The sequence below is a fragment of the Serratia sp. Ser99 genome (genome assembly GCF_024519545.1).
GTDB lineage: Bacteria > Pseudomonadota > Gammaproteobacteria > Enterobacterales > Enterobacteriaceae > Serratia > Serratia liquefaciens.
In genome coordinates this window covers 22,074-36,350 of the sequence record NZ_JALJRT010000006.1, presented here as the reverse complement: position 1 = coordinate 36,350, position 14,277 = coordinate 22,074, and the positions used below count along the sequence as shown (strand labels likewise).

Annotated in this window: 14 protein-coding genes; 8 read left to right on the top strand and 6 right to left on the bottom strand. The window is 57.3% G+C overall.

The features are described 5' to 3' along the window. Nucleotides 1–53 precede the first annotated feature (53 nt). Both NR114_RS13525 and NR114_RS13520 read left to right on the top strand, forming a co-directional pair. On the top strand, nt 54–2,252 hold the full coding sequence (locus NR114_RS13525) for a TonB-dependent siderophore receptor (protein ID WP_234529412.1): 2,199 nt from the start codon (nt 54–56) through the stop codon (nt 2,250–2,252). 258 nt (nt 2,253–2,510) lie between these two features. Further along, nucleotides 2,511–3,581 (top strand): AI-2E family transporter, encoded by a 1,071-nt coding sequence (locus tag NR114_RS13520; RefSeq protein WP_020828056.1) that lies wholly within the window; start codon nt 2,511–2,513, stop codon nt 3,579–3,581. 43 nt (nt 3,582–3,624) lie between these two features. Here NR114_RS13520 and bcp read toward each other — a convergent pair whose 3' ends face one another. Together bcp and NR114_RS13510 are read right to left on the bottom strand one after the other, a co-directional pair. Further along, the gene (gene bcp, locus NR114_RS13515) at nt 3,625–4,089 is read right to left on the bottom strand and encodes a thioredoxin-dependent thiol peroxidase (protein ID WP_020828055.1); all 465 of its coding nucleotides are present in this window, start codon (nt 4,087–4,089) and stop codon (nt 3,625–3,627) included. Nucleotides 4,090–4,091: 2 nt separating this feature from the next. Further along, nucleotides 4,092–4,697, bottom strand: coding sequence for a glycine cleavage system transcriptional repressor (locus tag NR114_RS13510; RefSeq protein WP_197022814.1), 606 nt, complete (start codon nt 4,695–4,697; stop codon nt 4,092–4,094). Between the two features lie 110 nt (nt 4,698–4,807). Here NR114_RS13510 and dapA point away from each other — a divergent pair, with 110 nt between their 5' ends. From dapA to ypfH, 6 genes are all read left to right on the top strand, one after another. Further along, nucleotides 4,808–5,689, top strand: coding sequence for a 4-hydroxy-tetrahydrodipicolinate synthase (gene dapA / locus NR114_RS13505; RefSeq protein ID WP_020828053.1), 882 nt, complete (start codon nt 4,808–4,810; stop codon nt 5,687–5,689). Between the two features lie 16 nt (nt 5,690–5,705). After that, the gene (bamC, locus tag NR114_RS13500; protein WP_020828052.1) at nt 5,706–6,758 is read left to right on the top strand and encodes an outer membrane protein assembly factor BamC; all 1,053 of its coding nucleotides are present in this window, start codon (nt 5,706–5,708) and stop codon (nt 6,756–6,758) included. Between the two features lie 249 nt (nt 6,759–7,007). Beyond that, nucleotides 7,008–7,721, top strand: a complete 714-nt coding sequence (purC, locus tag NR114_RS13495; RefSeq protein ID WP_020828051.1) for a phosphoribosylaminoimidazolesuccinocarboxamide synthase — start codon at nt 7,008–7,010, stop codon at nt 7,719–7,721. A 437-nt stretch (nt 7,722–8,158) separates the two neighbouring features. After that, nucleotides 8,159–9,025: a neutral zinc metallopeptidase gene (locus NR114_RS13490; protein ID WP_115058306.1), complete on the top strand. Its 867-nt coding sequence runs from the start codon at nt 8,159–8,161 to the stop codon at nt 9,023–9,025. A 54-nt stretch (nt 9,026–9,079) separates the two neighbouring features. Next, a complete protein-coding gene (locus NR114_RS13485; protein WP_234529411.1) occupies nt 9,080–11,092 on the top strand; it encodes a tRNA(Met) cytidine acetyltransferase TmcA in 2,013 nt (670 codons plus the stop codon). Between the two features lie 117 nt (nt 11,093–11,209). Beyond that, nucleotides 11,210–11,899, top strand: coding sequence for an esterase (ypfH, locus tag NR114_RS13480; RefSeq protein WP_020828049.1), 690 nt, complete (start codon nt 11,210–11,212; stop codon nt 11,897–11,899). Nucleotides 11,900–11,927: 28 nt separating this feature from the next. On the opposite strand, the gene NR114_RS13475 is transcribed toward ypfH, so the two are convergent. Genes NR114_RS13475 through NR114_RS13460 form a run of 4 tightly spaced genes read right to left on the bottom strand, consistent with a single transcriptional unit; the run spans nt 11,928 to nt 14,276 of the window. Further along, on the bottom strand, nt 11,928–12,113 hold the full coding sequence (locus tag NR114_RS13475) for a YpfN family protein (protein WP_234529410.1): 186 nt from the start codon (nt 12,111–12,113) through the stop codon (nt 11,928–11,930). A 2-nt stretch (nt 12,114–12,115) separates the two neighbouring features. After that, nucleotides 12,116–12,790: a M15 family metallopeptidase gene (locus NR114_RS13470; protein WP_234529409.1), complete on the bottom strand. Its 675-nt coding sequence runs from the start codon at nt 12,788–12,790 to the stop codon at nt 12,116–12,118. After that, nucleotides 12,787–13,914: a succinyl-diaminopimelate desuccinylase gene (gene dapE, locus NR114_RS13465; RefSeq protein ID WP_020828046.1), complete on the bottom strand. Its 1,128-nt coding sequence runs from the start codon at nt 13,912–13,914 to the stop codon at nt 12,787–12,789. The genes NR114_RS13470 and dapE overlap by 4 nt, the downstream gene beginning before the upstream one ends. Further along, nucleotides 13,911–14,276, bottom strand: a complete 366-nt coding sequence (locus NR114_RS13460; protein ID WP_116690005.1) for an ArsC family reductase — start codon at nt 14,274–14,276, stop codon at nt 13,911–13,913. The genes dapE and NR114_RS13460 overlap by 4 nt, the downstream gene beginning before the upstream one ends. Nucleotide 14,277 lies beyond the last annotated feature (1 nt).

Below are 14,277 nucleotides of genomic sequence, written 5' to 3'. Positions count from 1 at the left end.
TCGGCCCGGTAACGGGCCATTTTGTTCCACTTCTCCTCATACATGAGTGAATTATGCACAACACCAGTTCAACATCATTTCCGCAACGCCTGACGTTATTGGCGCTGGCCATCGGTGCGGTAAGCCAGGGCGCGCTGGCCGCTCCGGCAGAAAGCAGCAAAAAAAATCAGGAAGAAACCCTGGTGGTTCAGGCCACCAAAGAGAGCGATTTTAAAGCTGGCGGCGAAGATCTGGTTCCCGCTTATCTCGATGGACAAATCGCGCATGGCGGACGTCTGGGGATGCTGGGCGAACAAAAAGCCATGGACGTACCTTTTAACGTGGTCGGCTACACCGCGAAGCTGGTGCAGGATCAACAGGCGAAAACCATTGCCGATGTCATCAGCAATGACGCAGGCGTTCAGGCGGTGCAGGGCTACGGCAACTTCGCCGAAACCTACCGCATTCGCGGCTTCCAGTTGGATGGTGAGGACATGACCATGGGCGGCCTGTCGGGCGTGGTGCCGCGTCAGGTGATGGATACCCAAATGCTGGAGCGCGTGGAGGTGTTCAAAGGCGCTAACGCCTTGCTGAACGGCGTAGCCACCAGTGGGGTGGGCGGTATGATTAACCTCGAACCCAAACGTGCGGAAGAGACGCCTACCACGCAGGTGGGCATCGATTACACCTCTGACTCTCAGGTCGGCGGCAAGCTGGATGTAGGCCGTCGCTTCGGTGATGACAACCAGTTTGGCGCGCGGGTGAACCTGGTGCACCGCGAAGGTGAAGCTGCCGTCAACGATGACAAACGCCGTACCACGCTGGCCTCGGTGGGACTGGATTACCGTGGCGATCGCTTCCGCACTTCGCTGGATTTCGGCTACCAGAAGAAGACCTTCCACGGTGGAACCATGGGGGTCAACATCAGTGGCGTCGACTTTATTCCAGCCGTGCCGGATCCGACCAAAAACTACAGCCAGAAATGGGGCTACAGCGATATCGAAAACGAATTCGGTATGGTGAAGGCGGAATACGACCTCACTCAACGCTGGAAAATCTATACCGGGTTGGGCGCGCAGCATGCTCATGAAACCGGGCTCTACAGCGCACCCAAGCTGATCAATGCCAACGGCGACGCCACGGTAGGGCGTCTGGACACCAACCGCATTATCGATGCGTTCAGCGGCATGGCCGGGGTCAGCGGCGAATTCAATACCTGGGATGTCTCGCACAAGGTGAACCTGGGTTATTCTGCGCAAATCAAACGCGACAAAACCGCCTGGCGAATGTCGGCCAACAACCCGACGACCAATATTTATGACAATCACGATGTGGCGGTGCCGGATAACGCTTACTTTGGCGGCAACTATTCCGATCCGTTAACCACCGCCCGTAATCGCACCCAGGGCTGGCTGTTCAGCGATACTTTGGGGTTCTTTAGCGATCGGGTGTTGTTTACCGCAGCGGCGCGCCATCAGAAAGTGGTGGTGCGCAACTACAGCAACGCCACCGGCCTGGAGGACACCTCGTCCCGTTATACCCAAAGCCGCTGGATGCCGACCTTTGGTCTGGTCTACAAGCCGTGGGAAGAAGTGTCGCTCTACGCCAACCACACCGAAGCCCTGCAGCCGGGGAGCAACGCGCCGAAGGAAGCCACGAACTTTGGCCAGAGCACCGGTATTGCCCGTTCCAAACAAAATGAAGTGGGGGTGAAGGTCGATTTCGAACGCGTGGGCGGTTCGCTGGCGCTGTTTGAAATCAAGAAGCCTTCAGCCATGCTCAACAGCGAGAATTATTATGCGCTGGATGGCGAGCAACGTAACCGCGGCGTGGAACTGAACGTGTTCGGTGAGCCGATGCTCGGGCTGCGCCTTAACGGCAGCACCACCTGGCTGTCGCCTGAGCTGACCAAAACCAAAAATGGCACCAACGACGGCAAAGATGCTATCGGCGTTTCGAATTTCTATATGGTGATGGGCGCCGAGTATGACATCCAACCGGTTGAAGGCCTGACTGCGACCGCCAGGGTTCGCCATACCGGCTCGCAGTTTGCCGATGCGGCGAACACCAAGAAACTCAACAGTTACACCACGCTGGATCTCGGTGTGCGTTACCGGATGCGCATGAACGCGGATCAAAACACCCTGGTTTGGCGCGTTGGCGTGGATAACGTCACCAACGAGAAGTATTGGTCCAGCGTGGAGAGCAACGGCACCTATATCTTCCAGGGGCAATCGCGCACCCTTAAAGCCTCGCTGACTTACGACTTCTGATCTTCTCAGGCCTGATGGCATAGCGGCGGTTTGACTCACCGTTAAACCGCCGCGACTTTCCCCGCAGTAAATCGATCGTTTTCTTTCCCCCGGTCTGTGCCGACAATCGCTGGATGGCAAAGGGGCGGCATGGTACAACCATACGCTGAATGTCCGGCCTTCAGCCTTTCCTCTTTTTGGCTTGGCCAGCGTAGGGTCAATAATACTTATTACAGGAACAGCAATGCCTGCCAGTCAAACCTCTAGGAGCCCTCTCTGATGCTGGAGATGTTATTACAGTGGTACCGCCGCCGCTTCACCGATCCGCAAGCCATCGCGCTGTTGGTGATCCTGCTCGCCGGGTTCCTCATTCTCTATTTTCTGCATGGTATTCTGACCCCGCTGCTGGTGGCCATCGTGCTGGCGTATCTGCTGGAATGGCCAACCGCGCGGTTGCAGCGCATCGGCTGTTCGCGAAATTGGGCGGCAAGCATGGTGATGATCCTGTTTGCCGGTATCGCGATGCTGCTGGTCTTCGTGGTGGCGCCGACCGCCTGGCAACAGGGCATCAACCTGATGACCGATCTGCCGGGCATGCTCAACCAGTTCTATAACTTCGCCGCGACGCTGCCGAAGCGTTACCCGGCGCTGGTAGATGCCGGCATCATCGACATGATGGCGGAGAACCTGCGCGGACGCCTGTCGGGCATGGGCGAGTCGGTGGTGAAATTCTCGTTGGCGTCGCTGGTGGGCCTGCTGACGCTGGCGATTTATCTGATTCTGGTCCCGATGATGATGTTCTTCCTGTTGAAGGACAAGGAACAGATGCTCAATGCCGTGCGCCGGGTACTGCCACGCAACCGTGGGCTGGCCGGGCAGGTGTGGATCGAAATGAACCAGCAGATCACCAACTATATTCGCGGCAAGGTGCTGGAGATGGTGATCGTCGGGGTGGCGACCTATCTGGTGTTCGCGGTTCTCGATATGCGCTATTCGCTGCTGCTGGCGGTGCTGGTCGGTTTTTCGGTGCTGATCCCCTATATCGGTGCGGTTCTGGTGACCATTCCGGTGGTGGTGGTGGCGATGTTCCAATGGGGTGTTGGCGCCGATTTTTGGACGCTGATCGTCGCCTATCTGGTGGTGCAGGGGCTGGATGGCAACCTGCTGGTGCCGATTCTGTTCTCTGAGGCGGTCAACCTGCATCCGCTGGTGATCATTCTGTCGGTGATTATCTTTGGCGGGCTGTGGGGTTTTTGGGGCGTGTTCTTCGCTATCCCGCTGGCAACCTTGGTGAAGGCGGTTATTCATGCCTGGCCGGACGAACTGCGGGTAGAAACGGAACAGGAATAAGCGTGGATAACGAAGCGCAGCAGGTCGCTGCGCTTCGTGAGAATTATTGTTTCAGGTAATCCAGAACGATGTCGTGATGATTGGTGGTCTTAAAATCATCAAACACTTTTTCAACCTTGCCTTTGGCGTCGATCAGGAAGCTGATGCGGTGGATGCCGTCATAGGTTTTCCCCATGAAGGTTTTCTCACCCCAAACGCCGAACTGCTGCGCCACCTGATGATCCTCATCAGACAACAACGTGAAGTTTAACAACTCTTTCTCGGCAAAACGCGACAGTTTCTCTGGTTTATCCGTGCTGATGCCCAGAACTTCGACACCCGCTTTTTTCAAGTCATCCATGTTATCCCGCAAACCGCAGGCCTGTACGGTACAGCCCGGCGTCATCGCCTTGGGATAAAAATAAACAAGCACTCGCTGTCCCTGGAAGTCGGCCAAATTAATTTCCTCACCGTCCTGGTCAGGCAAACTAAACTTCGGCGCTGTGTCACCGGCTTTCAATGGGCTCATCACTACTCTCCATCTTTCTCATCATGCTGTGGATAGTTCACAACGCTAATACTGCCTTGTGCTTTCAATTCTGTACATAGGCGATGAAAGGCTTGTTCAATATTTGAGGCATCCTGATTGCCGGGGCTGTGCGCGGTGATCTGGATATACAGCTGCGGCGGCAGGTCGCCTTCCGCAGGCTGGGTGCGCGATACCAGCTCGGCAATGTTCATCTGGCTGGAGTCGAACAAATCGGTAAAGCGTTCGATGATGTGCGGCGAGTCTTTCACCTCAACCTGCACCCACACCGTGGCCGGCATCGGTGGCCTTTCGTGTGAGTTGGTGCGCTTCATCACAATCAGCAGCTCCAGCTCCGCGCCTTTTTGCGGCAGGGTTGATTCGATCAGGGTAATGGCGTTCCAACTGCCGGAAAGCAGCATGATGAAAGTGAACTCTTCACCCAGCATGGCCAGACGGCTATCTTCGATATTGCACCCGCAGCTGCTGACGTGGCGGGTGATGGCATTGACGATTCCGGGGCGATCGGCGCCGAGCGCGGTAATCACGAGATAGTGTTCATCTGGCTTAGGCAAAATGGAGCTTCCTGTCGTGCTCAATGGGGTTACCATGGTAAACATAAAAAAAACCGCCTGCCAAGCGCTTACAACGCCGTTGTTTGCTTGCTTTTGGATAGGCAGCAAAAGTACCATGAGTGACTTGTTTGTGGAGGGGACGGCCAATGTTTACGGGAAGTATTGTTGCACTGGTTACGCCGATGGACGACACAGGTGCTGTCGATCGCGCGAGCCTAAAAAAATTGATTGATTATCATGTAGCCAGTGGAACTGCGGCCATCGTTTCCGTAGGGACTACCGGCGAGTCCGCAACGCTTGCCCATGACGAGCACGTTGACGTGGTATTGCAGACGCTGGAACTGGCCGCAGGCCGTATTCCGGTGATCGCAGGTACCGGCGCCAACGCCACCGCCGAAGCCATTTCGCTGACCCAGCGCTTTGAAAATACCGGCGTAGTGGGTTGCCTGACGGTCACGCCTTACTACAACAAACCGACTCAGGAAGGGCTGTACCAGCACTTCAAGGCGATTGCCGAAAGCACCGCACTGCCGCAGATCCTCTATAACGTGCCTTCGCGCACCGGGTGTGACATGCTGCCGCCGGTGATTGCGCGTTTGGCAAAAATTAAGAATATTGTTGCTGTTAAAGAGGCAACAGGGAACTTAAGTCGTGTAAGTCAGATCCAAGTGCTGGTTGATGATGAAGATTTCATTTTGCTGAGCGGCGATGACGCCAGCGGTCTGGACTTCATGCAACTGGGCGGCAAAGGGGTGATTTCCGTGACGGCCAACGTGGCGGCGCGTGAAATGGCGCAGCTTTGCGCGCTGGCAGCACAGGGCGACTTTGCTGAAGCACGCCGCTTAAATCAGCGCTTGATGCCGTTGCATCAGGATTTGTTTGTAGAAGCAAACCCAATTCCGGTGAAATGGGCCTGTAAGGCATTGGGATTGATGGCAACCGATACGATGCGTCTGCCTATGACGCCGTTGACCGACGCTGCCCGTCCGGTAGTGGAACGCGCGTTGAAAAGCGCCGGTTTGCTGTAACTCTAAGGGAAATTTGATGGTTTATTCATTGCAAAAGTCGACGGTAGCAAAAGTCGTGGGTATTTCGCTGGTTATGATGCTGGCCGCCTGCACCACCGATCAGCGTTACAAACGCCAGGTGAGCGGCGATGAGTCTTACCTCGATGCGTCGGTGCTCAAGCCACTGAACGCACCAGCCGGTATGATCCTGCCGGTGCAAAGCGGTAATTATGATGTTCCGGCCACCACGCTGAAAGGCGGCGTCGGCAAGCAACTGGATATTCGTCCGCCGGTGCAGCCACTGGCATTGCTGAGCGGTTCACGCGCGCAATATGCCGGCGACAGCGGTACGCTGCTGTTGGAAAACAATCCGCAGAACCAGAACCTGTGGTCGCGCGTTGTCAGCATGCTGCAGACGAAAAATATCGCAATCGCCTCACGTCAGGACGCCGGTCAGACGCTGACCACCGACTGGGTGAAGTGGAACCGTCTGGATGAAGACAACCAGTACGAAGGCCGCTACCAGATCAGCGTACAGCAGCAGGGTTACCAGCAGGCGTTGACGGTGAAAACCGTGGGCCTGCAGCAGCAGGGTAAAACCGAACAGATTACCGACCCGTCAGAAGTGCAGCGCTACAACGGCATGATGATGAACACCATCGTTGAAGGCCTGGACAAGCAGGACAACCTGGCAAGCAGCCAGACGGCCAACCGCTTCGGCGCGCTGGACGTGCAGAGCAGCGCCGATGACACCGGCCTGCCGATGCTGGTAGTGCGCGGCCCTTACACCGTGGTATGGGATCGCCTGCCTGCGGCGTTGGAGAAACTGGGGATGAAAGTGGGTGACCGCAGCCGTCCGCAGGGCACCGTCGCCGTCACCTACAAATCCCTGAGCGGTAGCGATTGGGATGCGTTGGGCGCCAAGGATCCTGAACTGAAAGAGGGCGATTACAAACTGCAGGTCGGGGACTTGAACAACCGCACCAGCCTGCAATTTATCGATCCTAAAGGGAAGCCATTGACCCAGTCGCAAAACGACGGCTTGGTGGCGGCCTTCCAGGCAGCATTCAGTAAAACCAGCGTTAACTGATTGAAAAGGGGCTACGGCCCCTTTTTCTTTGAACAATACGGTATCGTTTGCGTCGCAGTTTTGGCACAATATACCCATCATTTTTGAAGCTACAACCGTGTTGGCTACGTGTATTCGCCCTGTCACTTACTTGAGTAAGCTCGCGGGGAGTCCCGCACCTGCCGCCTTGCTGTAACTCCAATTATTTTGGGTATATCACGCCTGTGTGTTAAAGCATTTTTAAAACAATTCTTTATTGGAGTATGTAAGATGCAAAAGCTAGCTGAGTTGTATCGCGGAAAGGCAAAAACCGTCTACACCACCGAAAACCCTGATTTGCTGGTGTTGGAGTTCCGCAACGATACGTCAGCACTGGATGGTCAGCGCATTGAGCAGTTCGATCGCAAAGGCATGGTGAACAACAAGTTTAACCATTTCATTATGAGCAAACTGGAAGAGGCCGGCATCCCGACGCAAATGGAACGCCTGCTGTCAGACAACGAAGTGCTGGTGAAGAAGTTGGACATGGTGCCGGTCGAATGCGTGATCCGCAACCGCGCTGCCGGTTCACTGGTGAAGCGTCTGGGCATCGAAGAAGGCCTGGTACTGAACCCGCCGCTGTTCGACCTGTTCCTGAAAAACGATGCCATGCACGATCCGATGGTCAACGAATCCTACTGTGAAACCTTCGGCTGGGTGAACAAAGAGCACCTGGCGCGTATGCGCGAGCTGAGCTACAAGGCAAACGACGTGCTGAGCAAGCTGTTTGACGACGCGGGCCTGATCCTGGTCGACTTCAAGCTGGAGTTCGGCCTGTTCAACGGTGAAGTGGTGCTGGGCGATGAGTTCTCGCCGGACGGCAGCCGCCTGTGGGATAAAAACACCCTGGACAAGATGGATAAAGACCGCTTCCGCCAGAGCCTGGGTGGCTTGATCGAAGCCTATGAAGAAGTGGCCCGTCGCATCGGCGTCAAGCTCGACTAAGCGTTGTCGCGCTCTACGGGGTCATCCGGCCCCGTCAGATTTTGACAAAGGGGGATAAAGCGTGGTTTTTCCCCCTTTGTGTTATCAGCCGAAAATCAATAAATTGATTTTCCAGATTTATTTTCAAAACCTTTAGCGCCTGCCGCCAAACATTCTCTGTTTGTCAGCAGTCTCACGGAGCCATTCGGCCCCGTTAACTTCCCGCAATATTTCTCTCTGACTGCATTTCCGGAAAAATTCTACATTTCCTCCGCTGCTCAGCACTTATAATGATAATACCCGGCATACTTGAAGCTGCATCTGTGTTGGCTGCACTCGTTCACCCGAATCACTTACTTGAGTAAGTTCATCGGGATTCACTCATTTGCCGCCTTGATGCAACTCCAATTATTTTGGGTATTGCGTACAATGACAAAAACCTAATCTGGAGTTTATTTATGCGTTGGCAAGGGCGTCGGGAAAGTGACAATGTTGAGGATCGTCGCGGGCAGTCTTCAGGTCTGGGTGGCGGCGGTGGCGGTTTTCGTGTTCCTCGCGGCAAGGGCGGTATCGCCATTCTGGTGGTGGTGTTGGTGGCCGGCTATTACGGCATCGATCTCTCGCCGCTGTTGAACGGTGGGGACGTGAGCCCGCAAACTCAGCAACAAAGCGCCAACATCAGTCCAAAAGACGATGAACTGGCTAAATTTACCTCGGTGGTGCTGGCGTCTACCGAAGATAACTGGAAAGAAGTTTTCCAGCGTATGGGCAAAACCTATCAGCCCCCCAAACTGGTGATGTATCGTGGCGTAACGCGCACCAGTTGCGGTACCGGTCAGGCGGCGATGGGGCCGTTCTATTGCCCGGGTGACAAAACGGTGTATATCGACCTGTCGTTCTATCAGGATATGAAAACCAAGCTGGGTGCCGGCGGTGACTTTGCCCAGGCCTACGTGGTGGCGCACGAAGTCGGCCACCATGTGCAGAACCTGCTGGGTATCGAGCCGAAAGTGCGCCAAATGCAGCAGGGTGCCAGCCAGGCGGAAGTGAACCGCCTGTCGGTGAAAATGGAACTGCAGGCGGACTGCTTTGCCGGCGTGTGGGGCAAATACGCCGAGAAACAGCAGATGTTGGAAGAGGGCGACTTGCAGGCGGCATTGAACGCCGCGCAGGCGATCGGCGACGACCGTTTGCAGCAGCAAGGGCAGGGACGGGTGGTGCCGGACAGCTTCACCCACGGTACTTCGCAGCAGCGCTACACCTGGTTTAAACAGGGCTTCGACAGCGGCGATCCGAACACCTGCAATACCTTCGCATCCCGTTAACATGCCATGCCGGAGCCTGACTCCGGCATTTTTTTCAGGTCTGGATCCACGGTTATGTTACTGGCAATGCAACAACTTATGCAGCAGCAGGGCATCAGGTGCCTGCTGGTGATCAGTGGCGAGCCGCAATGGTGTCGCCAGCAGGCGCTACAACTGGCGAGTACCCTGCCGGGTGACTGGCCGTGGGTAGGGGAAAACCCATCGCCGGGTCTGCAGGCATTGGCGAGCGGTGCGGTGCGAACGCTGCTGGGGCAAGAGCGCCTGCACGCGGTGTTTGATGCGACGAAAGGGCTGGACGTTGAAGCCCTGGCCGCGCTGTCGGGCACGCTGCGAGCCGGCAGTTGGCTGCTGTTGCTGACGCCGCCGTGGCAGCAGTGGCCTCAGCAACCGGATGACGACAGCCTGCGCTGGAGCGATTGCCCACAACCGATCACCACCCCAAATTTTATTCATCATCTGCAGCGGCATCTGACGGCGGACAGCGAAGTCACCGTCTGGCGGCAGGGTGAGGCGCTGACGCTGGCGCCATTGCCGCTGCGTCCGCAGTGGCAGGCACCAGACGGCCAACCCACCGCCGAGCAGCAGCGGCTGCTGGCGCAATTACTGAGCGCGGCATCGGGCATTTGGGTTTTGACCGCCGCACGCGGGCGCGGCAAGTCAACGGTAGCGGGTATGCTGGTGGCGAACACCTCGCAGACCTGCTGGTTGGTCGGACCGAGCCGCGCTGCCACCGAAGTCGCCGCCGAATGGGCGCAGGGACGTGCGCAATTCTGGGCACCGGATGCGCTGTTAGCCCATTGCCGCGAACAGGACGTCAGCGACGTAGGGTGGCTGCTGGTGGACGAAGCGGCGGCGATACCTGGCCCGCTGTTGCAGCAGTTGGTGAGCTATTTCCCGCGCGTTTTGCTGACCACCACGGTGCAGGGTTATGAAGGCACCGGCCGGGGTTTTTTACTGAAATTCTGCGCCGGACTGCCCGCGTTCCAGGCATTGGGATTAGATCAACCGATGCGTTGGGCGCAGGGCGATGCGCTGGAGCGCATTATAGATAACGCGCTGCTGTTTAACGAGCAACCCTGCTGGCAGGTAACGGATAAGCCGGTGAGCATCAGCGGGGCTGAGCAAACCATGCTGTGCGCCGATCCGCAAAGGTTAGCGCGTTTTTACGCTTTGTTGAGCAGTGCCCATTACCGTACTTCACCACTGGATTTACGGCGATTGATGGATGCGCCGGGCATGCACTTTGGTTTGGCTCAGGTAGACGATGAGGTTGTCGGCGCCCTGTGGCTGGTGGAGGAAGGCGGACTGAGCGCCGAACTGGCACACGAAGTCTGGGCTGGTCGACGGCGTCCGCGTGGCAACCTGGTGGCACAATCGCTGGCGGCGCACGGGGGGCAATGGTGGGCACCTACGCTACGTTCGCGGCGCATCACCCGCATTGCGGTGTTACCCGCACTGCGTCAACAGGGCATTGCCCGCGATCTCATTGCTCAGCAGCGCCAGCAAGTACAGGGGCTGGATTATCTCTCGGTCAGCTTTGGCTATACCGAGCCGCTGTGGCGTTTCTGGCAATCTTGCGGTTTTGAACTGGCTCGCATCGGCAGCAAGACGGAGGCCAGCAGTGGTTGTTACACCGCGATGGCGATCCTGCCGCTGAGCGAACAGGGCGAGGCGTTGCGCCATGCCGCCCATAAACACCTGGCACGTGACTGGCGCTGGTTGCAGCCGCGTATTGATCTGCAAATAGAGATCCCCGGAGACGACGGCGATACGCAGCTAGGAGAGGACGACTGGCGTGAGCTGGCAGGATTTGCCTTCGCGCATCGGCCGCTGGAGGCCAGCCTCGGGGCACTGCAACGCTTACTGTTGGCCAGTACGCTATCATTGCCCGCATTGCGGATGCATCTGCAGCAGTCGTTGGCGCCAGCAGTCTGCGTGGCACGGCTAGGGTTTAGCGGGCAGAAAGCCTTGCTGCGCCGCTGGCGACACGAGGCAGGACTGGCGCTCGAACAGCTGGATGCGCAGCACGGTCTGCGCTGGAAAGCGTGGGCCCAGTCGTTGCAATAAATTGAAGATGTTGCTCAATAAAACCCGATTTTCCTGATTTCTCAGCAGCGTATAGTAGCTGGCAGAAACCGGGGCATCTGGCGCCGGACAGGATCTTAATCACACGAGGAGTCACCGATGAAACATGAGCATTTCGTTGTCCAGAGCCCGGCAACACCGGCTGCGCAGCTGATCCTGCTGTTTCACGGTGTCGGCGATACCCCGGTGGCAATGGGGGAAATTGGCCGTTATTTCGCTAAAGAATTCCCGCAGGCGCTGGTGGTCAGCGTGGGTGGCCCCTCTGCTTTTGGTAACGGCAGCGGCCGCCAGTGGTTTTCAGTGCAGGACGTCACCGAAGAAAATCGCGTTGAGCGCATTGCCGAAGTGATGCCACTGTTTATTGAAACTGTGCGTTACTGGCAGCAACACAGCGGCGTGAATGACGCCGGCACGGCGTTGGTGGGTTTCTCTCAGGGGTCTATCATGGCGCTGGAAGCCCTGAAGGCGGAGCCTAAATTGGCCGGCCGCGTGGTGGCTTTCAGCGGGCGCTTTGCCAGTCTGCCCGACCAGGCGTTCGGTGACAGCGTGGTGCATTTGATCCACGGTGAGCAGGATGCGGTGATTTCGGTGCAACATGCCCAGGCGGCGGCGGAAAGGCTGCAGGCCAACGGCGTCGATTTTACGCTGGATGTGGAAGAGGGCGTGGGGCATGCCATCAATCAGGACATGATGGACAGCGCGCTTGAACGGCTGCATTACTACGTGCCGCAGCGCTACTGGGAAGAGGCAATGTTCGGCAAGCGCGGCGACTTGATCGCCTTTAAATAAGCTTCAGGGCGCATAATGCGCCCTGATGTCATTTTTTCTTCGGCCAGTCGTCTTCGTCATCCCACTCGGCGTTGTTATCGCGGTGCGGCGGCAGCTTCGGCTTATCGGCCAGAAAGCCTTTCACGTCGACGCGGCGTAGTTCTTTGATCCCGCTGATGATCATCCCTACTAGAATCAGCAGGATAATCCACCAGTAGTCAGCTAACCATTCCATATTCACTCCTTTCCTTCGGCGCGTATAAAACGCGAAAATATCGCTGGCAGATGGGCTTCAAGCCATTGAGCTCCGGCAATGTCCTTATCTTTCCAGGCCGCCAACAGCAGCGCAGGCGTCAGCAGATGTTCGGCTTCCTGCGCCAGCGGGCGGTAGCTCAGGTGCCAGGGCTCCACCGCCACGCCGTCGCCGTCTTCGGTGAACGGACGATAAAAGCCAAATTCGGCCATGTGTTCCGTCATCCACTGATTGAGCGGGTAAAAGTAACCGCCTTGTTCGTATTCCCACGGTTCCAGCTGCAGCTTTTGCCCTTCGGGCAACAGTGCGGGGTCATAGACATCCAGGTCGCTGCCCCAGTGATGGCGGCTGGCGCCCGGCAAGGCCGACCAACGCAGGATCGCTTCGCAGCGCTCGGCGTCAGACAGCGGCGTGATGTCGATCGGTCGGCTGTCCTTATCTAATACTGGTCGCTCGCCGCAGAATTTTCCATTCCAGATCGCCTGTTGCCGTTCAAAATCGCGAAATGTGCTGGCGGGTTGCAGATTGAACCCGGCGGCATGCGCCGCTTGCTGCATGGCGAGAAACGCGGCCACTGCGGCAGGCTGCATGCGGTGGTTACCGCTTAGCGGCGCCAGATGGTCGGTCGAGCGCCCGGTCAGCATTTCTGGCGTGATCATGCGATCAATTGCTCCATGATGCGTTGATACATGCGGCTCAGCAGTTGCAGATCGGCCGCGTGGACGCATTCGTTAACCTTATGGATGGTGGCGTTTACCGGGCCCAGCTCAACCACTTGCGCCCCCATCTGGGCGATGAAGCGACCGTCAGAAGTCCCGCCGGTGGTCAGCAACTGCGGCGTCAGCTCAGAATAATGTTCGACGGCATTAACCACCGCATCCACCAATGCGCCGCGCGCAGTGAGGAACGGCTGACCAGACAGACGCCATTCGATGCTGTAGTTCAGTTGATGACGCTCGAGCAGCTCTTCCACGCGTTGTTTGATCGTCGCATCGGTCGATTCGGTGCTGAAACGGAAGTTGAACTGGACGAACATCTCACCGGGGATCACGTTGTTGCTGCCAGTACCGGCCTGCACGTTGGCGATCTGCATGCTGGTCGGCGGGAAGAATTCATTGCCGCGATCCCACTCTATCGCCACCAGCTCATTAAGCGCCGGCATGGCGCGATGTACCGGGTTATCCGCCAGGTGCGGGTAGGCGACGTGGCCCTGAATGCCGTGGATGTGCAGGTTTGCGGTGATAGAGCCACGACGGCCGTTTTTCACCACGTCACCAACGCGTTCGGTACTGGACGGCTCGCCGACCAGGCAGTAATCCAGACGCTCGTTGCGTGCCATCAGGGCTTCGACCACTTTCACCGTGCCGTGGGTTGCGCTGGCCTCTTCATCGGAGGTGATCAGGAATGCCAGACGCCCCTGATGGTGCGGATTGGCGGCCACAAAGCGCTCGGCCGCCACTACCATGGCTGCCAACGAACCTTTCATGTCCGCCGCGCCGCGGCCATACAGCATGCCGTCGCGGATGGTCGGTTCAAACGGCGGGTTGTCCCAGCGTTTTTCGTCGCCGGTCGGCACCACGTCGGTGTGGCCGGCAAATGCCAGGGTTTGCCCCTCGCCACGCCAGGCCCAAAAATTCAGGGTATCACCGAAAGGCATAGGCTCAACGGTGAAGCCGATGGCTTCAAGACGTTCAATCATCAACGCCTGACAGCCTTCGTCGTGCGGGCTGAGGGAAGGACGTTTGATCAGTTGTTGGGCCAGTTCGATTACCGGGCAAGTCATGCTGCCACCTCGGAAATAAATTGCTGATAGCTGTCGGTGTTGAAACCGAGCAGAGCATGCCCCTTGCCGTCGCTCAGCAGCGGGCGCTTGATGATGGCCGGCTGGGCCAGCATCAGTTCGATGGCCGCATCGGCATTATCGCAGGCGTTGCGCTGCGCTTCGTCCAGTTTGCGCCAGGTGGTGCCACGGGTATTCAGCAGCGGTTCCCAGCCCAAAAGTTCGACAAAACCACGCAGTTGCTGTTCGTCCAGCCCGTTGGCGCGGTAGTCGTGAAAGTGATAAGCCACGCCCTGTTCTTCCAGCCAGCGGCGTGCTTTTTTGATGGTGTCACAATTTTTGATGCCGTACATGGTCAACGTCATG

Bases quoted from the DNA above. Each gene is read 5' to 3' on its own strand.
- NR114_RS13525 (WP_234529412.1), top strand. From the start codon at position 54: ATGCACAACACCAGTTCAACATCATTTCCGCAACGCCTGACGTTATTG.
- NR114_RS13520 (WP_020828056.1), top strand. From the start codon at position 2,511: ATGCTGGAGATGTTATTACAGTGGTACCGCCGCCGCTTCACCGATCCG.
- bcp (WP_020828055.1), bottom strand. From the start codon at position 4,089: ATGAGCCCATTGAAAGCCGGTGACACAGCGCCGAAGTTTAGTTTGCCT.
- NR114_RS13510 (WP_197022814.1), bottom strand. From the start codon at position 4,697: ATGGTAACCCCATTGAGCACGACAGGAAGCTCCATTTTGCCTAAGCCA.
- dapA (WP_020828053.1), top strand. From the start codon at position 4,808: ATGTTTACGGGAAGTATTGTTGCACTGGTTACGCCGATGGACGACACA.
- bamC (WP_020828052.1), top strand. From the start codon at position 5,706: ATGGTTTATTCATTGCAAAAGTCGACGGTAGCAAAAGTCGTGGGTATT.
- purC (WP_020828051.1), top strand. From the start codon at position 7,008: ATGCAAAAGCTAGCTGAGTTGTATCGCGGAAAGGCAAAAACCGTCTAC.
- NR114_RS13490 (WP_115058306.1), top strand. From the start codon at position 8,159: ATGCGTTGGCAAGGGCGTCGGGAAAGTGACAATGTTGAGGATCGTCGC.
- NR114_RS13485 (WP_234529411.1), top strand. From the start codon at position 9,080: ATGTTACTGGCAATGCAACAACTTATGCAGCAGCAGGGCATCAGGTGC.
- ypfH (WP_020828049.1), top strand. From the start codon at position 11,210: ATGAAACATGAGCATTTCGTTGTCCAGAGCCCGGCAACACCGGCTGCG.
- NR114_RS13475 (WP_234529410.1), bottom strand. From the start codon at position 12,113: ATGGAATGGTTAGCTGACTACTGGTGGATTATCCTGCTGATTCTAGTA.
- NR114_RS13470 (WP_234529409.1), bottom strand. From the start codon at position 12,790: ATGATCACGCCAGAAATGCTGACCGGGCGCTCGACCGACCATCTGGCG.
- dapE (WP_020828046.1), bottom strand. From the start codon at position 13,914: ATGACTTGCCCGGTAATCGAACTGGCCCAACAACTGATCAAACGTCCT.
- NR114_RS13460 (WP_116690005.1), bottom strand. From the start codon at position 14,276: ATGACGTTGACCATGTACGGCATCAAAAATTGTGACACCATCAAAAAA.